We start from the raw sequence: 19913 nt of genomic DNA, 5'->3' as shown, positions 1-19913 counted from the left end.
TGGTGGTTTTTTTGGTCGTGGTGGTGACGGTCGTGGCAACGGACACGCGAGTGAAAGCCTCTGCGGCGCAGAAAGCTTCCAGCCCGAATGTATTTTGTGTCCGTTGCATCACGTTTCCGTTCTTACAGGGCTGCGATGACCGCATCGCCCATTTCGCGCGTACCGACGCGCTTGGTGCCTTCTTCCCAGATGTCGCCGGTGCGCAGGCCAGCAGCCAGCACCTTCTTCACGGCGGCTTCGATGCGGACAGCAGCCGCTTCGTTATTGCCACTGTAACGCAGCATCATGGCGGCGGACAAGATCGTTGCCAGCGGATTGGCCACGCCCTTGCCGGCGATGTCCGGTGCAGAACCATGGCACGGCTCGTACATACCCTTGTTGTTCTGATCCAGCGAAGCGGACGGCAGCATGCCGATCGAGCCAGTCAGCATCGAGGCTTCGTCAGACAGAATATCGCCGAAGATGTTGCCGGTAACCACCACGTCGAACTGCTTCGGTGCACGCACCAGCTGCATCGCGCAGTTGTCGACCAGCATGTGGGAGAGTTCCACATCCGGGTACTCGGACGAGATCTCGATCATCACATCGCGCCACAGCTGGGTGGTTTCCAGCACGTTCATCTTGTCGACCGAGCACAGCTTCTTGTTGCGCTTCTGGGCGGACTTGAACGCCACATGGCCGATGCGGCGGATTTCGTCTTCGTTGTAGATCATGGTGTTGCGGCCGACGCGCTTGCCGTCTTCCACGGCGATACCACGTGGCTCGCCAAAATAGATGTCACCGGTCAGCTCGCGCACGATCAGGATATCCAGACCGGACACGATTTCCGGCTTCAACGAAGAAGCATTGGCCAGCTCGGGATACAGCACGGCCGGGCGCAGGTTGGCGAACAGGTTCAGATCCTTGCGGATGCCCAGCAGGCCACGCTCGGGGCGCTGCGGACGCGGCAGCACGTCCCACTTCGGGCCGCCCACGGCGCCGAGCAGCACGGCATCGGCCGCGCGCGCCAGCTTCTGGGTGGCTTCCGGGTAAGGCGAGCCAGTGGAATCCACGGCACAGCCGCCCAGCTCGGCGTATTCCATTTCCAGCTTGAGGCCGTCGGTCTTCAGCGCATCCAGCACGCGCACCGCTTCGGCAATGATCTCGACACCAATGCCGTCACCCGGCAGAACACAGATCTTCATTTCTTTTCCTTTGCATGAACAAAGGCCGGCATCAGCCGGCACTTTGTATTTCGTATGGTTTGATCAGGCAAACAGCCAAGGTTGCGCGGCTTTGTGCTTCTCTTCAAAAGCCTTGATCTCTTCGGCATGCACCAGCGTCAGGCCGATGTCGTCCAGACCATTGAGCAAACAATGCTTGCGGTGCGGCGTGATGTCGAAGCTGAAAGAGAAGCCACTCGGCGTGGTCACGGTCTGGGCTTCCAGATTCACATCGAGCTTGTAGCCTTCAGTCGCTTCGCATTCCTTGAACAGGCGGTCGACGATTTCAGCGGAGGCCACGATCGGCAGGATCGCGTTCTTGTAGCTGTTGCTGAAGAAGATGTCGGCGAAGGACGGCGCAATCATCACGCGGAAGCCGTAATCCTCGATGGCCCACGGCGCGTGTTCGCGCGAGGAGCCGCAGCCGAAGTTGTCGCGGGCCAGCAGCACTTGCGCGCCCTGATAACGCGGCTGATTCAGCACGAAATCCGGATTCTTCGGACGGTTCGTGCAATCCATGCCGGGCTCACCGTAGTTGGTGTAGCGCCATTCGTCGAACAGGTAGGGGCCGAAGCCGCTGCGTTTGATGGACTTCAGGAACTGCTTCGGGATGATCGCGTCGGTATCGACGTTGGCGCGATCGAGCGGGCACACGAGGCCATTGAGACGGGTAAATGCTTTCATGGTTTATCTCCTCAAGCCTGGCGGATGTCGACGAAGTGACCGGCAATCGCGGCGGCGGCGGCCATGGCCGGGCTCACCAGGTGGGTACGGCCACCGGGGCCTTGGCGACCTTCAAAATTGCGGTTGGAGGTGGAAGCGCAACGCTCGCCCGGGCTCAAACGGTCAGCGTTCATCGCCAGACACATCGAGCAACCCGGCTCGCGCCATTCGAAGCCCGCTTCGGTGAAGATCTTGTCCAGCCCTTCTTCTTCAGCCTGACGCTTGACGATGCCGGAACCCGGCACCACCAAGGCCAGCTTCACGTTGCCAGCCACCTTCTTGCCCTTCACCACAACTGCCGCAGCGCGCATGTCTTCGATGCGGCTGTTGGTGCAGGAGCCGATGAACACCTTGTCGATCTGAATGTCGGTGATCGGCATGTCGGCTTGCAGGCCCATGTACTGCAGCGCGCGCTCGATGCCGGCACGCTTCACCGGGTCGGCTTCGTTGGCCGGGTTCGGCACATTGCCGCCCACCGCCAGCACCTGCTCGGGCGATGTGCCCCAAGTCACTTGCGGCTCGATGTCAGCGGCATTCATCTCGACCACGGCATCGAACTTCGCGCCGTCTTCGGTATGTAGGGTCTTCCAGACTTCGACGGCCTTGGTCCACTGCTCGCCCTTGGGCGCATGCTCGCGGCCTTCGAGGTAATTGATGGTGGTGTCATCCACACCGATGATGCCGGCGCGCGCACCGGCTTCAATGGCGAGGTTGCACACCGTCATGCGGCCTTCCATGGACAGGCCACGGATCGCCGAACCGGCGAACTCGATGCAGTAGCCCGTACCGCCGGCGGTGCCGATCTTGCCGATGATGGCCAGCGCCACATCCTTGGCGGTCACGCCAGCTCCGAGCGCGCCTTCCACCTTGACCAGCATGGACTTGCTCTTCTTCTGCACCAGCGTCTGAGTGGCCAGCACATGCTCGACTTCCGAGGTGCCAATGCCGTGCGCCAGCGCGCCGAACGCGCCGTGCGTCGCGGTGTGGCTGTCGCCGCACACCACCGTCATGCCCGGCAGGGTCGCGCCGTTTTCCGGCGCGATCACGTGGATGATGCCCTGGTTCTTGTGCTTGAACGGGAAGTAGATCAGCGAACCGAATTCCTTAATGTTCGCGTCCAGCGTGTCGACCTGAGTCTTGGAGATCGGATCTTCAATGTCGCGATCCCAGTGATTGGTCGGCGTGTTGTGATCCGGCACGGCGACGATGGAGGTGTTGCGCCAGGCCTTGCGGCCAGCCAGACGCAGGCCTTCAAAGGCTTGCGGGCTGGTCACTTCGTGCATCAGGTGACGGTCGATATAGAGAAGACAGGTACCGTCTTCTTCCTGACGGACAACGTGGGAGTCCCACAGCTTGTCGTAGAGAGTCTTGGCCATTCAAATCACTCCTTGCCTGGGCGCTGCAAACTGAGCGCGGATCTGGGTTCCGGGGAAGGCTTGCGGCCCTGACCCGGTTTGTGACGCGGATACTAGGCCGGGTTCTATACCCGCACAAGGCAAGCACTTATACTAGTATCAACACTAACAGGATTGATCACTCAGGATAGACGGATGGACACCCGCCGCAAGGAACTCGGTGAATTCATGCAGGTGCTGCGCGCCCGCAGTCAGCCCGCCGACTTTGGCTTCGCGGCCGGCAGCCGGCGCCGCACCGCCGGCCTGCGCCGCGAGGAAATGGCCCAGCTCGTCGGCATCAGCCCCACCTGGTACACCTGGATCGAGCAAGGGCGCGAGGTCAATGTCTCCGCCGAGGTGCTGGACCGCATGGCCCGCAGCCTCAAACTCACCCGCAGCGAACGCGCCTACCTCTTCGAGATGGCCGACCGGCGCGACCCGCAGGCCAGCCTGCCTGAAGACGATGACGCAGCGCCGCTCTTTTCCACCCTGCTCGAAGACATCCGCGTGCCCGCCTACCTGATGGGCCGCTACTGGGACATCCTTGGCTGGAACGCCCCGGCCGCAGAGCTCTTCACCGGCTGGCTCGATCAGCCGCAAGACGCCAACGCCCCGCCGCCCAACATGCTGCGCTTCGTCTTCCTGCGCCCGGAAACCAAAAATTTTCTGGTCGACTGGGAAGTGCGCGCCCGCCGCATCAGCGCCGAATTCCGCGCCGACTGCCGCACCCGCCTCGATGAACCCGCCCTGCTCCGCCTCGTCGACGAACTCGAAACCGGCAGCGCCGATTTCGCCGCCTTCTGGAAGCAGCACGACGTGCTCGAGCGACAGGGCGGCGAGCGCGGCTTCCTCCACCCGCAGCGCGGCCCGCTCAACTACCGCCAGGTCACCCTGCGCCCCGTCGAGCAGGAACACATCAAGCTGGTGATGCTGCAGCCTGCCTGAAGAGCCGCGTCCAGCCCTGTTCTTCGGGCATCCAATACGGCAACGATGAACCAATAAAAACGTAGGGCGCCGCAGGGAACAATGGAGCGAAGCGGAATTGCGCCGGATTTTGCGTTACTCATTCGGCGCAGTTCGCTGCGCTCAGTGCGCCCTACTTTATTGCGCCGTACGCGGTCTCCCCACGCGAGGCAGGCGACACAACGGCAACGGGACGGGACGGGACGGGACGGGACGGGTTTATCATGACGCCTTGTCGGGTTTCATCCTCTTGCGCCGCGAAAACGGTCTTCCCTTTTTATCAATAGATTTTTCGGGTCCAGCCCCTTGCCTTCTATGCGTATCGAAAACGAACAAATAGCAGAAGCCACAGACGATGTGGTCCCTACTCATCAATCAGGGACCACAGAAATTGAGGGCATAAAGGGGGCATCCACCCAATTTATCCATATTGACAGCGCGGACGAGATACTGGGATCCATTGCTGCATCATTACCCTCACCACAAGTTGAAATTTTAGATACGCGATCAATCCGAGCGCGCCGCTGGAGCACACTTGAATCAATAACCGTGCGCGGATTTAAAGCCGTTAAGGAAGCAACCATTCCGCTTGATAGAATAACCATTCTCGTCGGACCGAACGGCTGCGGTAAATCTTCTGTTCTTCAGGCTATTCACTGGGCCGCACGTGCAGCGAGCTACGTTTTCCCTAAAAATACAAAAGAAATGATTTCTTTTGAGCGGCTTGACTATGTTCCGTCAAGTGAACCGCTAACAACTCTTCACAACGGCGAGCTTAAATCAGACGCCGTCTCTACTCCGGTAGAAGTAGTTTTTTTGCACAGGCCTACCGGTGATGAATCCACGCAGGCAACGATACGTATTCGTGCAGCACGTAACAGAGGCGGCATTACCGCATATATGGACGGCGGCTCTGCGGTTACTCCTTACAAACAACGCTATCAATTCATTACCGCTTACATTCCGGGGCTTGCTGGCTTATCCGAGAAAGAATCAATCCTCGCCCAACCCACGCTGCGTAGACAAGCAGCGAGCGGGGATGCAGGTGGCGTTTTGCGCAACATTCTTTTCAACCTGAGTAGTCGTCGCTCGGAGGACAAAGATGAAACACTCGGTCCTCAAAGGCTAGCCAAGCTCAATCAATTAGTACAAAAGGTACATCCGGGCGTTGAGGTCAACGTCACGTTCGACGAGCGAGAGGACTATCACATCTCAGCTTCGATTCGAACTAATGACTTGGCGGGCAATAGCCGTCCTTTGGAGACAGCAGCGACCGGAGTTCTTCAAGTTATTCAAATTTTCGCGTACCTAATTTTGTTTGAACCCAAAGTGATGCTCATAGACGAACCTGACGCTCACCTTCACCCCAACAAACAGGAACGGCTCATTGAAGCGCTCGAGCAAGCCGCTCCCGATTACAACACCCAAGTTATCCTCACGACCCATAGCCCTCACATCGTTCGTGCGGCAAGCCCTGAGGCAAAGCTTGTCTGGATGCGAGCCGGGATAATTGAAACCAAAGACGATGACGCAATCCGCCGCTTACTCGGCTGGGGTGGCCTTGATAAAGCGGCACTCTTCTTCGTGGAGGACGAGGACGACAAAGCACTCCGTGCGGTACTTCGCCAATGGCCAGATCTTGCACGACAGCTTTCTATATGCAGATGCTTTGGAATCGACAATCTACCGCGCGACAAATTTCTGAAGGGGTTACTCGTAGACGGAGCTCTCAAAAACCGCGCGTTATTACACCGAGACGGAGATTTCATGACCAATGAAGAAGCTAACCGATGGACTAGCGGCTTCAAGACCCCCGGTGTATTTCCTTGGGTTACAGCCGGGGCAGACATTGAAGCCTATTTTTGCCAAAACGACTACCTATGCGCCTTGTATGGCGTATCGCACGAAACAGCTGAAGAGTGGCGTTGCAACGCCGCAAACAAAGTATCTAAAGCACGCGACACTTTCTTGGACAAAAGAAAGAATGTGGTTCGTTCTGTTTGGCCAAACGGTGGGTCACCCGATGCAGAAAAAATGTGGGCGGATGCCGGGGGGGCCTCTCCTACAACTGTGAAAGGGAAGAGCCTGCACGCTGCACTTAAGCCGATCATAAAGGCTGCGGGCAAAGATGACACTCTTTTGAATTCCTTCGTAATACCAGCCAATTACACCTTGGCGCCTGAACTAAAATCACTGATAGAGCAGGCTGTTTCAACCGCTCCATAACCTACCTTATTCGGCGCCATTAGAGGGTAGTACGAAGCTCGCACGCAGGAGGCCGCGATGGCGGAATTGGCACTCCGCCCTACGCTTGAACACCCGCATCGCTGATTTCCGAATCGCGGGATAATCCCCTCCCCGCCCGCCACCTCCCGCCGCCCCATGGAATTCATCACCAACCCGTATTTCTACCTCGCAGCCGTGCCGGCGGTGCTGCTGGCGGGCATCTCGAAGGGCGGTTTCGCCGGCGGGCTGGGCGTGCTGGCGGTGCCGCTGATGGCGCTGGCGATTCCGGCGCCGCAGGCGGCGAGCGTGATGCTGCCGATCCTGTGCCTGATGGATCTGGTGGGCAGCTGGTCCTACCACCCGCACTGGGATTACAAGCTGCTGCGCCGCCTGCTGCCGGGCGCGGTGCTGGGGATTGGCGTGGGCTGGCTGCTGTTCCGCCACATCTCGCCCACGGCGCTGAACCTGATCATCGGCGGCATCGCGATCCTCTTCGCGCTGCAGCGCCTGGCGGGCGTGCAGCTGAAAGACACCTCGCGCCTGCCGGAGTGGCTGCGCGCCGGTTGGTGGACCAGCCTTTCCGGCTTCACGAGCACGCTGGCGCATGCGGGCGGGCCGCCGATGATGATTTACCTGCTGCCCAAGCAGCTGGACAAGACGGTGCTGGTGGCGAATCTCACGCTCTACTTCGCGATGGTGAATTACCTGAAGCTGGTGCCCTTCGCCGAGCTGGGCCTGCTGGACGCGCGCAACCTCGGCACGGCGCTGGTGCTCGCGCCCTTGGCGCCGATAGGCGTGTATCTGGGCATCTGGCTCCACAAGCGTATCGACGAAAAGCTGTTTTACCGCCTGAGCTACATTTTTCTGCTGCTCACCGGTATCAAGCTGATCTGGAGTGCGCTGTGAGACTCAAGCGCCCGCGCTGACCCAAGGCCCCTTGCTGGTGATGGCCAAGGAGCCCCATAAAGTTTTGGCCCCCAACACCAGCAAGATCACCCAGAGGCGGCGCTTGTTCAGATTACGGGTCCGGCGGGCGCTTCAGACTCGGGATCTGGCTCAAGAATCACGGAGCCATCCGCCGCCCAGCTGACCCGGGTAATGCCGGGTTCGATGGCTTCGAGGCGACGGGCCTCGAGATCGGCCGGACTCAGATCGCCGATATCCACGCGCATCAGATCGGCCAGGCGCCGGTTCTCCAGCAGCAGCTCACGATGCGCCAGCGCCTGGGCGATTGCCGAGACCAGTTCGTAATCGTTCCAGGGCTTGCCGATAAAGCGATCGATGCCCACCTCATTCACCGCCCGCGTCAGCGCATTCAAATCCGCGTAGCCCGAGAGGATCAGGCGGCAGGCATCCGGCTGAGCTTCCTTGGCGGCCTTGAGGAAACTGACGCCGTCCATTTCCGGCATCCGGTAATCCGTCAGGAACAAGTCGAAAGGCTCATGGCGGGCCCGTTCCAGCGCAGCGCGCGCGGAAACGAAGGTTTCGATCTGCAGATCGAAGTGCTGGCTGCCATACACGCAGGGGGCTACGCGCAGCATGCGGCGCAAGGACTGCAGAATGGCAGGCTCATCATCAAGAATCAGGATCTGGCTCATAGGGGGCCTCCTGGCTGGGGTTGGATTCGGAAGGCTCGGCCGGTGCCGGCTGGCGTATTGGCAACAGGATGCGGAAGGTAGTGCCCTGCCCGACTTCGCTGCTGACCTCGATGCGGCCGTGGTGGCGATTGACGATGCCGAACACCAGAGACAAGCCAAGACCGGTTCCGACACCAATCGGCTTGGTGGTAAAGAAGGGATCGAAGATGTGCTTGAAGTGTTCGGGCGAAATCCCCTGGCCGGTATCGGCGATGCTGATCGACACCTGATCCTCGCCCACCATGCAGCTGGTGATGGTGATATCGCCCTGGGTTTCAATGGCCTGGGCAGCATTCACAAGCAGGTTCATGAAGACCTGATTGAGCTGCGAGATGACACATTCGATTTCCGGAATCCTGCCGTAGGCCTTGTGCACCTTGCACTTGTATTTGAGCTCGTTGGCAAGGATGTTCAGGGTGGCGTCGAGGCCCCGATGCAGGTCGGCAAAGCCCCAGTCCTGCTCGCCGGTGCGCGAGAAATCGCGCAGGTCCAGCACGATCTTGCGCACCCGCTGCAGGCCTTCACGAGACTCTTCAAGCAAGGGAAAGATGTCACTGCGCAGGTAGTTGTAATCCTGGTCCTGCTTGATGCGACGGATTTCGGCGAGATTCGGGTTATCCGGATGAGCCTCGTCGATCAGTGTGGTGTAAGCGTCGCACAGGGCGATCAGTGCAGTGCAGTACTCGCTGAGGGTGCCCAGGTTGGAGTGTACGAAACCAATCGGATTGTTCAGCTCATGAGCCACGCCAGCTGCGAGCTGGCCAATGGCCGCCAGTTTCTCGGCCTGCAGAAGCTGCGTGTGCGCCTCTTCGAGCCGGCGGTTGAGGGCTTCCTGGGCGCGCAGGTTTTCGGCGAGATACGCCTCCTGTGCCTTGCGCTCGCTGATATCGGTCAGCACCCCGTCGACATAGCAGACCCGCCCATCAACATCCCGCGCCACCGTGGTGTAGTCCGAGACCCAGATGTACTCACCGCTGGCGCAACGCAGGCGGTACTCCTGGACATACTCGGCATGCCCGGCAGCCAGATGTACGCCGACTTCCTCACCAATCCGCGCGAGATCCTCCGCATGGATCAGGCTGGCAAAGCTCGGTTCCCCTGCAACCAGCGCGGCGGGCTCATAGCCCCAGCGGCGAACGTTGTCTGACACGAACTCAACCGGCCAGCCCTCCTCCAGACGCCAGCGGAAGCAGATCGCAGGGCTGGCCTGAACCACCTGCGCGGTCTGCCGCAGCGCACTCTCAATGCGGCGCTTGCGGGAAATACGCCAGGCCTCGTTGGCGATCAGTTGCAGACTCTCGACATCGGTATCGGTGTAATCACTTGCCTTGTTGCCCACCCCGGCAAGCATGCGCACGCGCCCTTCCTCGATCACCGGCACGGTGATCAGGCGCTGGAGCGTGGCATGGCCCTCGGGCAGACCGCGTTTGTTCGGCGCGTCGGGGTAATCATTGACCATCACGGGCCGTTGCAGCCGCGCAGCATCAGCCCAGATACCCGCCTTTTCGAGCGGGTAATGCTTGTCGAACACCGCCTGGCAATAGTGTGCAAGGGTGTTGCGCGACCAGGCCACGAGTTCGATGGAGCGGCCATCCTCACTGATGAAATGGATGAACGCGATCTGGCTGGCCGTGAGCGCTTCGGCAAGATCCTGGGCGAATGACAGAAAACCTGCCTCATCGAGCACTTCGGCTTTCAAAGGCATGGACAGCAAGGCGTTCGCACGCCGGGCCTGGAGTTCGATGAGAAGCTCGGTACGGCGCCGGGTGGTAATTTCCGTAATCACGCCGTTCCACAGCAGCTGACCGTTGTCCAGTACTTGCGGCCGCGAGCGCATGATGAACCAGCCGTAATCCCCTTCGCGGCGACGCATGCGCAGCTCCATCGAGAACTCGCTACAGTCGGTCTGGCAACGCATTTCGGTGTCGGCCAGCACCGCCACATCTTCTTGATGTACACAGGCATAGAGCTGCTGGCCATCGGCCAGCACGCTCTCGGGCGTGATGCCGTGAATGCGCTCCACGCCTGAGCTGATGTAGGTAAAGCTGCGCGCCTCGCCCGGCCCGGTCAGGATCTGATAAAGATAGCTTTCGGGCAGGTTGTCTCCCACGGTGCGGAACAGTGCCTCCCGCTCACGCAGGGCCTTGAGTGCTTCAAACCGCGCAGTCACATCGAGTGTCACCCCCCCCAGCCCTGGCGGGCCTTCATCGCGCGGAATGCAGAACTTGATCGACTCATAATGACGGCCGGCAAGCTCCTCTTCGAGCACTTCGGTTTCGCCGCTGGCCAGCGCGCGCAGATCATCCGCCACGATCTTGGCACCGAACTCGCCCGGAAAAATCTCGCTCGAGAGCTTGCCGATCATGCCGGCCGGATCAATGCCAAGGAGTGTCTGAAACCCCCGGTTGGCCATCAGCACGCGGGACTCATGGTCCTTCACGTAAGCCGTGCCCGGCAGGTGATCGATGAAACTCTGCAAGGTGGCCTGCAGGCGCTGGGCACGGCGCGCATCGGCGTTGCGCTCGGTCACATCAATGCCGATCACGACGACATGCTCACCATCGCCCAAGGGATAGATCATGCTTTCAAACTCACGCCCCTGGCGATGATCGATCAGCCGCTGCGGCACCTCCGTATCACGTGCCCGCTCCAGCGCGGCGCGGCGGCTGGCCGCGATCTCAGGGCTGAGCTGACGGAAAATATCCTGCCCGATCATCTGCTCGGGCGTACTGCCCAGGCGCCGGGCTCCCGTCTGATTGATCAGTTCCAGACGCCCCTCCGGCTTGAGCATCAGCAGAGTTTCCGGCACCGCATTCATGAAGGCCTGAAGGAGACCGGCATAGCGCTCCCGCTCGCGCTGCAAGGCACGGGTCAGAGCGAAACGATTGTTCTGATGAGCCAGCAGCAGCAGGGCAAAGGTAGTAATTGCAATGAACAGGCCGGCATAGAGGGTGGCTAGTCGCGCCGGTGCGAGGATCTCCTGTTCATCGACCTTGGCCGCCAGCCACCATCGGCCATCCTCGATATCGTGCAAGGCGCGGCGCACTTCGATCTGGCGGTAATCCCGCCCGGGCGACAGCAAGGTCATGCCCGGCCGGGGCAGCTCAACCCCTAGCTCATCCAGCCCGGCGTGCGTGCTGAGGGCGGCGATCCGGCCCGCGCCGAGGGGGGCAAGATAATCCAGCTGGCGCCCGTCGATCCGCGCCAGGACCAGCTCACCACTGCGCTGACTGCCGGGCCAGACGGCCAGGGTCGGATACAGGGTGAGTTCCGGATCAAATTCGATGTAGGCAAAGCCAGGCAGATAATCATCCCGGCCGAGCGCCACGACGAAGCCCAGGCGCGGGGCCCCCGAGGCGGCACTCATGTGAAGATCCACAAAGTGCGGCTGTGGCGCCTCCCCGGTGGCCGCACCGGTCAGGCTCGCAAAATCGGGGGCGCGCTCAGCCGAGCTGATCAGGAATCTGCCACTCGGGTCATACAGATCAATCCGGCTCGCATCCTTGAGCCGACGCAGGCTGCTGTTCAGGCTGGCGCGCATGAGCTCATCGGCATGGGGTTGCTGACGCTCTCCGGCCCATACCTTCATGGCCAGGGGCAAGTCCCGCGAGGCAGCGAGAATGGCGGCATGGCGGCGCTCCTCCAGCAAACGCTCGATCTCGTGCGCTTTGAGTTCGGCGATCGCCGCAAGATTGCTGTCTGCACTGCTGCGCGCTTCGTAAGTGAAATGCCAGCCCACCAGCATGAAGGTCAGCAATGCCAGCAGCACCATGCCGGCCATCATGACCTGGCTACCCGGACGCGGCCAGGGTATGCGGGCCAGGGCCTGGCGGACACTCACGATGGCTCCTTGCTGGCCGCGATGCGAAAGGCTTCACGGATCTGCTCACGCAGCGGGTCATCCTCCCAGGGTTTGGTGAGGAATTTGTACACCGCACCACGGTTGATCGCATCCATGACCGATTCAAGTTCGGTATAGCCCGACAGGATGATGCGCACGGTATCCGGATAAAGCTGGCGCACGCGGGCAAAGAACTCGGTGCCGGTCATGCCGGCCATGCGCTGATCCGAAAGGATCACGTGTGCCGGATGGCGCGCCAACTGCTCGAAGGCTTCATTACAGCTCGCTGCGGTGAGTACGCGGAAACTCTCGTGGCGGAACAGGCGGGTAAGCGCACTGAGGATGGAGGGCTCGTCATCCACGATCAGGAGGTACTGGTTGCCCTGTGCCTGCACTTCACCCAGATGCAGGCGCTCACGGCTGGCGAGCAGGCGGGCGTAGTCGTCCGCCGCCAACGGCCGATGAAACAGATAGCCCTGCATGGCATGACAGCGCCGGCTGCGCAGGAACAGGGCCTGCGCCTCGGTTTCCACGCCTTCGGCAAGCACCGCCAGATTGAGGCCGTGAGCGATCGCGATGGCCGCCGTGGCGATCGCAGCATTGGCCGGGTTATGGGTAATGTCGCGCACAAAGCCCTGGTCGATCTTGAGCTTGTCGAAGGGGAAACGCGCGATATAGGCCAGCGAGGAATAGCCGGTGCCGAAATCATCGAGCGAAAGCTTCACGCCCAATGCCTTGAGCTTGCGGCAAGTACTAATCGCCGCATCCAGATCGTGAATCAACGCGGACTCGGTGATTTCCAGCTCCAGGAACTCTGCGGCCAGCCCGGTATCCACCAGCACGTTACGTACTTCCTCAACCAGGCTGTCTCCCCGAAACTGGCGCGCCGAGAGATTGACCGCCACGCGCTGCGGCTGCAGACCAAGATCCAGCCAGGCCTTGTTGCGCTCGCAAGCTTCGCGCAGCACCCAGGAGCCGATCGGAATGATCAGGCCGGTATCTTCGGCCACCGGGATGAACTCACCCGGGCTGACCATCCCGAGTTGCGGGCTATACCAGCGCAGCAAGGCCTCACAACCGATGATGTTGCCGCTGTCGAGACTGTTCTGCGGCTGATACACCAGTTCGAACTCGCCCTTGCCCAGCGCCTCGCGCAGGCAGGCCTCGATCAGCTGACGCCGGCGCGCGTCCTCATCCATGCCATGCGAGTGGAAGCTGAAGCAGTTGCCGCCCTCATGCTTGGCGCGCATCAGGGCGACATCGGCGGCCTTGATGAGCTCATCGGAGTTGAGACCATCGCGTGGCGACACGCTGATGCCGATGCTGGCGCTCACGATCACGCTGTGCCCCGCACATTCCACCGGCCGGGTGATCAGGCTCTGCAGGCGGCTGGCCAGATGCAGGGCCAGTTCAGGATCGGCCAGTTCTCCAAGCAGGAAACAGAACTCGTTACCGGACAGGCGCGCCACGGTATCGCCCTGGCGAATCTGGCTGGAGAAGCGCTGGGCCATGTCAATCAGCACCTGATCGCCCAGGGCCTGACCCAGTGCGTCGTTGATGCTGCGGAAGCGGTCAAGGTTGATCAGCATCACCGCCACACAACGCTGGCTGCGCTTGGCGGTCACCAGCGCCTGCTCAAGCCGATCGAGGAATAGCCCGCGACTGGGCAGGCCGGTGAGCGGATCAAACTGGCTCAGATGGTGGATGCGCTCCACCAGTTGGCGCTGGGCCGCCACGTAGCCGAACTGGCCAACGTAATGCGTGATCTCCCCAGCATCATTACGCACCGACGAGATCCGCAGCCACTCGCGATAGGTTTCGCCATCCTGTTTGCGATTGGTGACTTCGCCCTGCCAGCAGCCCTCCTCCTCGATCGCGCGCCACATCTCGGCATAGAAGCCTGCATCGTGCTCGCCGGACTGGAACATGCGCGGATTGCGCCCGCGCACTGCGTCATAGGAATAGCCGGTCAGTTGGCTGAACACATCATTGACCAGCACGATCTGCGCCTCGGCATCCGTCACACAGATCGCATCGCTGCTGCCGCGAAGGATCTGCAGCGCCAGGGCATATTCGGCATCATGCAGCCGCGCCTCGGCCAGTGCGCGCTGGTGCAGCACGGCCGAGCGGACGCGCCGGGGCAGCAACGCGAGATTGTCGCTAAGCACGTAATCCGCCGCTCCCAGCCACAGGCTGCGCAGCGCATAGGCCCCTTTGCCGCCGCCTGCTCCTTCCTGCTCATCATCAGGCTCACAAAGCATGATCACTGCCGGCAACTCGGGCAGCGTCAGCCATTCTTCGAGCAGGCGCAGGCCTGCCGGAAGCGCGTCCGCCGGGAATGCACCGGCCGGGCGCATACAGCACAGCAGGCAATCGACTGGCCCGGCACGGAGCAGATCAGGCAGTGCCTGCGGGGTGGCCACTCGCTGCAGCGTAAAACGCAGGCCGCCGCGCTGCAGGGCAGCACTGACGGCCTCATGGAGACCGGCTTCGCTATCGACCAGCAGAATCTTCAGCGTGTCGTCCATGGCCGGCTTCATACCCGCACACACACCACCAGACGGCGGCCGAAGGATTCTTCGAAATCGCGGATCTGGCGGATCAGCAAGTCATCGAGTACATACTCGGTTGCGAGCAGCAGCATGCCGTCCGGGCTATGCAGATCACGCGAGAGCACCATGCCGGCCTCCAGCTCGGCGCCACTCAGGCGGCGCTCGATGATGGTCTGGCGTGGCAGTTTGCCGATGAGCTGACCGAAGGCATCGACCACATCCGGGTCGTAGCGGAACTTGCGCCCTTCGATGACCCACTGTTTGGCTTCTTCCGGCGTCATTCGCTTGGCGCTGAGAGTGCCAAGCTGGGCGCCGTCGTAATCATTGGCCAGCGCCAGGATGCGCGCACCGAGCGGGATCTTTTCGCCCGCGAGCGCTTCCGGAAAACCCTGCCCGTCCCAGCGCTCGTGGTGGCTGCGGATGATGTCGGCCACGCCACGCATATCCGGCATCGACATCAGGGCCGCCGCCCCATTGATCGGATGCTTGCGCGCAATCCCGAGTTCGTCACTGTTCATGCGTGTCAGCGGAGTGCCAAAGAGGGCGTCCGGGTAGCCGATCTTGCCGATATCGTGAAGCAGGCCGGCAAGCAGGATTTCGTGCTGCAGATCGGCACCCAGCCCCATTTTCTCGGCCAGTTTGCGCGCGACATCGGCCACCCGCCGGCTATGCCCGGCCAGTGCCGGGGCACGCATCTCGATCAGATTGGAAAGCACCTGTACCGAGGTGAAGAAGGTTTTACGCAACTTCTCCATCGCCAGCGAGATTTCCTGATTGGCGATGCGCAGCTCCTCGGTGCGGATTCTCACCTTGTCTTCGAGCGTCGCATTGAGCTCGCGCAGCGCGGCGTTCTGGTGCGCGGTAAGGGCTTCCAGGCGCTGTTTTTCGGCCTGCAGGCCACGCAACTCGAGCGCCTGCTGGAGCGTCTTGAGAAGCTCTTCGTCATTCCAGGGCTTGGCGATGTAGCGATAGATGCCGCCCTCGTTGATGGCCGCAATCGCCGAGCTGACCTCGGCATAACCGGTGAGCAGGATGCGCAGGGTATCCGGCCAGTGTGCGCGCGCCTGGGCCAGCAACTCGGCGCCGCTCAGGCCGGGCATGCGCATGTCCGACACGATCAGATCCACCGGCTCGCGGGAAAGCAGCTCGAGGGCCTCCGCGCCACTGCCCGCCAGATGCAGCTGGTAGCCACTGGGCCGCAGCAGGCGGCGCAGGGCTGAGAGCACATTAGGCTCGTCATCGACCAGCAGCAGTACTGGCGCGGCCGTGAAGCCCGGTGGCCAGCCAGTGGCAGGCAACAGTTCGCTCATGGCTTGCCTCCCTGAAGATGGGCTGCGCCGCCACGCAGCGGCAACAGGATGCGCACCCGGGTACCGGCACCGGGCGTGCTGTGCACTTCAATATCACCACCATGCCGCTGCACCGTGCCGTAGGCCACGGAAAGCCCAAGCCCGCTGCCCTGCCCCACCGAGCGGGTGGTAAAGAAGGGGTCGAAGATATTCGGCAGCACCTCGGGCGCAATACCACAACCACTGTCCTCGATGCTGATCACCACCCGCTCCCCCTCCAGCGTGGTGCGCACCGTGATGCGGCCCTGCGTCTGAATCGACTGCGCCGCATTGAGCAGCACGCTCATGAACACCTGGTTGATCTCGGAGGCCAGGCAGAACACAGGCGGGATGTCGCCATATTCCCGATGCAGCTCGCAGCGCCCGTCGAACTCGCGCGCCAGCACATCAAGCGTGCTCTCCAGGCAGTGGTGAAGATCGATCTCGCCCCACTGGTATTCCACGCCCTCGCGTGAGAAGTCCTTCAGGCTCTTGACGATGCGGCGCACCCGCTCAACACCCTGGCGGGATTCCTGGAGCAGATCCTGCACATCCTCACGCAGGTAGTCGTAATCAATGGAACGCTTGAGCAGGGCCAGGCTTTCCAGCTGCGGAGCGGCCAGCGCTCCATCGCGTTCAAGTACTTCGTAATGCTCGATCAAGCGCAGCAAGGCCTGGATATGCTTGTCGAGGCTGCCGAGGTTGGAGGATACGAAGCCGATCGGATTGTTGATCTCGTGAGCCATGCCAGCTGCGAGCTGGCCCACCGAAGCGAGCTTCTCGTTCTGCAGGAGCTGGCCATGAGCCTGCTCGAGGCGCTCGTTGAGCGTGTCCAGATCCTGAAAGGCCTTCAGCAAGGCCGCCTGATTGCTCTTGCGCTCGGCAATATCGCGAAAGATCACCACTGCACCGGCGCCGGGCTCGCCAGGTCGCAGCGGATTGGCCGTGATTTCCACATCCAGTGCCTGGCCATTGGCCTGCCAGAAAACGTCTTCGATGAAGCAGAAGGCACCACCACGCTCAAGCCACGCAAAAGGGCTCTGCTCCGGCGGATAGGCGCTGCCGTCGGCATGCCTGGGTTGCAGCAGGCTGTGCAGACTGGCACCACACAAGGCCTGCGCCGAATAGCCGAGCAGGGCGCAGGCGGCACGGTTGGCGTAAGTAATGAGATGCTGCCCATCGATCCCGAGTGCTCCTTCGGTCAGGGTATCGAGCAGGCAAGTGAGAAAAGCCGGTGCAGCGGGCAGCGGGCAAGCCTGGCTCATGCAGCATCCTCCGTGGCAGGGGCTGCGCGCAGATGCTCGACCATGGCGAGGAAGCTGCCCCCGCGCGCAGCCCCGAAGCGCTCGATAAGGCGTTCGCGCGCAGGCTGCAGGGCGATGCGGAAAGGCTGCGGATCAGGCCGCTCGATACGCATGCCGGCAGTACGCAAGGCTTCGATCTGGCTGAGTTCCTCAGTACGCAGGGCGAGGCGCATCGCCTGCCCGGCCCGCCGGGACTCCTCAGCGAGGATCTTCTGGTGCTCGGCGCTGAGGGCTTCGAAACTGCGCCGGTTGATGATGTGGAGCATGGCGCCGTAGCTGTAATCGAGCAGGCTCAGATAGCCTTGCTGCTCGTAGAGACGATAGCCGTGGATGATCGCCACGGGGTTTTCCTGGCCATCCACCATGCCCTGCCGCAGGGCCGGGATCAGGCGGGCAAACTCGACCACCACCGGCATCGCCCCCAGGGCCTGGATGGCGTCAAGATTGATGGCGATTGGTGGCACGCGGATGCGCAGCCCGGCCAGATCGGCGGGCTTTTGCAGCGGGCGCACGCGGTTGCTGATCTGGCGCCTGCCCCACTCCCAGCTCGAAAGGCTGTGCAGGCCACGTTGCAGAAGATCCGGCAGGGCCCAGTCGGCAAAGGGGCCATTGAGCACACGATCGGCATGGGCCAGGTCGTCGAACACGAAAGGCATACCGACAAAGCCGAACTTGGGAATCAGCTCGCACAGGCGATCGAAGGGGGCGAAAGCCATGTCAGCCTGCCCGTCCATCACCAGACGCAGCAAGGCTGGGATATTGCCCAGGGTGCTGCCGGGCATGTCGGCAATATTCAGCAGACCGCCGCTGCGCTGGGCCACGCGACCGGAAAAATCGGCAATGGCCCGGCCGGCAGCGGAAGTGTCACCGGTATGGTGGGCCAGCAGCAGAGTCTTGAAGCCGGTGCTCATGGCCGCTCCTCCGCCCCCGTTGGTATATCGGGGTCACTGTCCGCGGCATCCCCGGCTTGCTGTACCGGCAGATGCAGCGTGAAACAGGTGCCGACGCCCGGAGTGGAGCTGACCTCGATGCGGCCGTGATGCTTGCGGATGATCCCGAAGGAGAGCGAGAGGCCCAGTCCGGTACCCTTGCCAACCGGCTTGGTGGTAAAGAAGGGATCGAAGATGCGCTGCATGACCTCCGGCGCCATGCCGCTGCCATTATCCTCAATCTCTACCCGAACCTGCCCGTCCTCGGCCCGCGACCGCACCGTGATGCTGCCGCGCCGCCCCTCCGGCATGGCATGGGCGGCATTGACCAGCAGATTCATGAAAACCTGATTGAGCTGCGAGGGCAGGCACTGGATCTGCGGCAGCACACCGTAATCGCGGATCACGTCAGCCTTGTACTTGATCTCGTTATTGACCACGTTGAGCGTCGACTCGAGACCACGGTGCAGATCCACCCACTGCCAGTCGGCACTGGCATCAACGTGGGAGAAGTCCTTGAGATCCTGCACGATCTTGCGTACCCGCTCGATCCCTTCACGCGATTCACGCATGAGATCGAGTACATCTTCTTTCAGGTAAGCCAGATCGATCTTCTCGCGCAGTGCCGCCAGTGAGGCGCGCAGGGCTTCATCGCCGATCATTCCCTCGGCTGCCACATAGGCATCGAGCAGGCCGAGCAAATCATCCAGATAGAGCTGCAGGCTGCCGAAATTCGAGAATACATAGCCGATGGGATTGTTGATTTCATGCGCCACACCCGCCGCCAGCTGACCAATGGAAGCCAGCTTCTCGTTCTGCACGAGCTGCTGCTGGCTCTGGATGAGCTGATCCTGGGCCAGATGGAGCTCCGAGTTCAGGCGCGTAACCTCGCGCAGATGCTCATGCATAGTCAGCTCGAGCTCCTCGCGACGGGCGATGTCTCGCTCCAGCTCGCTCTTGGCACTTTGCAGCTCGCGCGTGCGCTCCGCCACCAGGCTCTCGGCGGCCTGATGCGCGTTCTGCAATTCCGCCTCCACGGCCTTGCGAGCCGTAATGTCGATGAGGGTTTCGATGGCGCCCACGATCTGTCCGGTCGCATCGCGCAGCGGGGCGGCGGCCGCATGCAGCCAGCGGGCGGACTGCTTGCCGTGGGCAGGAAAGAACATCTCGGCCTCATAGCCCCCCTCGGCCGTCGGCGAAGGCCAGAAGCGCCCCTGATAGCGCTGGCGCAGGAAGGCCTCATCAACCGGCCCCATCACCTTGTCAGCCAGCCATTCGCCACGCGCAACGCCAAGGGCCAGACCGGCATCGTCACGGCCGATGATGTCATTGGCCGAGAGCCCGGTGATGATCTCGCAGGCACGGTTGCAGTGGCTGATGCGATGCTCGCGATCGAGCACGAAAGTCCCCACCGGATAACTCTCGATGATCTCGGTGAGCATCTGCAGCATTGATGCCTCGGCACTCTCTGCACGCATCCGGGTCGTAACATCAATACAGGTGGCGATCTGTACCGGGCGCCCACCAAACAGGCTCGGCTGCAGACTCACCTCGAACCAGCGATCGCTGCCATCGGCCATCGGCCAGGGCAAGGCATCGGCCCAGCTTTGCCCGAGCGTGAAATCGATCCAGGACTCTCCTGCCAACTCACGCAAACCATGCCCCTGCAGGGCGCTGCGCTCCAGACCGACCGTACGCAGGAAAGCACTGTTGGCAAAGAGCAGGGATTCGCCTTCGATGACCAGCACTCCGACCTCGATCAGATCAAGGAGCAGAAAGCTTTGCCGGGAGTCCCCTGTCTGCAGCGTATCCAT

Annotated in this window: 13 protein-coding genes; 3 read left to right on the top strand and 10 right to left on the bottom strand. The window is 61.6% G+C overall.

Going from position 1 to position 19913, the window contains the following annotated elements:
• Positions 1–122 precede the first annotated feature (122 nt).
• From leuB to leuC, 3 genes are all read right to left on the bottom strand, one after another.
• The gene (gene leuB / locus Q3Y64_RS02405; RefSeq protein ID WP_303559910.1) at positions 123–1184 is read right to left on the bottom strand and encodes a 3-isopropylmalate dehydrogenase; all 1062 of its coding nucleotides are present in this window, start codon (positions 1182–1184) and stop codon (positions 123–125) included.
• A gap of 63 nt (positions 1185–1247) precedes the next feature.
• Positions 1248–1886, bottom strand: a complete 639-nt coding sequence (leuD, locus tag Q3Y64_RS02400) for a 3-isopropylmalate dehydratase small subunit (protein ID WP_303559908.1) — start codon at positions 1884–1886, stop codon at positions 1248–1250.
• Between the two features lie 11 nt (positions 1887–1897).
• Positions 1898–3301 (bottom strand): 3-isopropylmalate dehydratase large subunit, encoded by a 1404-nt coding sequence (leuC, locus tag Q3Y64_RS02395; RefSeq protein ID WP_101942677.1) that lies wholly within the window; start codon positions 3299–3301, stop codon positions 1898–1900.
• Between the two features lie 174 nt (positions 3302–3475).
• On the opposite strand from leuC, the gene Q3Y64_RS02390 reads away from it, so the two are divergent.
• The 3 genes from Q3Y64_RS02390 (at position 3476) to Q3Y64_RS02380 (ending at position 7414) form a co-directional block, all read left to right on the top strand.
• The gene (locus Q3Y64_RS02390) at positions 3476–4264 is read left to right on the top strand and encodes a helix-turn-helix transcriptional regulator (RefSeq protein ID WP_303559904.1); all 789 of its coding nucleotides are present in this window, start codon (positions 3476–3478) and stop codon (positions 4262–4264) included.
• 333 nt (positions 4265–4597) lie between these two features.
• On the top strand, positions 4598–6508 hold the full coding sequence (locus tag Q3Y64_RS02385; RefSeq protein WP_303559903.1) for an ATP-dependent endonuclease: 1911 nt from the start codon (positions 4598–4600) through the stop codon (positions 6506–6508).
• 156 nt (positions 6509–6664) lie between these two features.
• Positions 6665–7414 carry a sulfite exporter TauE/SafE family protein gene (locus Q3Y64_RS02380; protein ID WP_303559901.1) on the top strand — a complete coding sequence of 250 codons (750 nt, stop codon included), beginning with the start codon at positions 6665–6667 and terminating at the stop codon, positions 7412–7414.
• A gap of 107 nt (positions 7415–7521) precedes the next feature.
• Here the strand turns inward: Q3Y64_RS02380 and Q3Y64_RS02375 are convergent, their stop codons facing one another.
• From Q3Y64_RS02375 to Q3Y64_RS02345, 7 genes are read right to left on the bottom strand one after another with little or no spacing between them, the layout of a single operon-like run.
• Positions 7522–8106 carry a response regulator gene (locus Q3Y64_RS02375; RefSeq protein ID WP_303559899.1) on the bottom strand — a complete coding sequence of 195 codons (585 nt, stop codon included), beginning with the start codon at positions 8104–8106 and terminating at the stop codon, positions 7522–7524.
• Positions 8084–11986, bottom strand: coding sequence for a PAS domain-containing protein (locus tag Q3Y64_RS02370; RefSeq protein ID WP_303559897.1), 3903 nt, complete (start codon positions 11984–11986; stop codon positions 8084–8086). Before Q3Y64_RS02370 ends, Q3Y64_RS02375 begins: the two co-directional genes overlap by 23 nt.
• Complete coding sequence (locus tag Q3Y64_RS02365) at positions 11983–14514, bottom strand: EAL domain-containing protein (protein WP_303559894.1); 2532 nt, start codon at positions 14512–14514, stop codon at positions 11983–11985. Before Q3Y64_RS02365 ends, Q3Y64_RS02370 begins: the two co-directional genes overlap by 4 nt.
• Positions 14515–14522: 8 nt before the next feature.
• Positions 14523–15848, bottom strand: a complete 1326-nt coding sequence (locus Q3Y64_RS02360) for an HD domain-containing phosphohydrolase (RefSeq protein ID WP_303559892.1) — start codon at positions 15846–15848, stop codon at positions 14523–14525.
• Positions 15845–17131 carry an ATP-binding protein gene (locus Q3Y64_RS02355; protein WP_303559890.1) on the bottom strand — a complete coding sequence of 429 codons (1287 nt, stop codon included), beginning with the start codon at positions 17129–17131 and terminating at the stop codon, positions 15845–15847. The genes Q3Y64_RS02360 and Q3Y64_RS02355 overlap by 4 nt, the downstream gene beginning before the upstream one ends.
• Positions 17128–18081, bottom strand: coding sequence for a TRAP transporter substrate-binding protein (locus Q3Y64_RS02350; RefSeq protein WP_303559888.1), 954 nt, complete (start codon positions 18079–18081; stop codon positions 17128–17130). The genes Q3Y64_RS02355 and Q3Y64_RS02350 overlap by 4 nt, the downstream gene beginning before the upstream one ends.
• Positions 18078–19913, bottom strand: a complete 1836-nt coding sequence (locus Q3Y64_RS02345) for an ATP-binding protein (RefSeq protein ID WP_303559886.1) — start codon at positions 19911–19913, stop codon at positions 18078–18080. The genes Q3Y64_RS02350 and Q3Y64_RS02345 overlap by 4 nt, the downstream gene beginning before the upstream one ends.

This window comes from Uliginosibacterium sp. 31-12 (assembly GCF_030548425.1).
GTDB lineage: Bacteria > Pseudomonadota > Gammaproteobacteria > Burkholderiales > Rhodocyclaceae > Uliginosibacterium > Uliginosibacterium aquaticum.
This window is presented reverse-complemented; position numbering and strand designations above follow the sequence as displayed.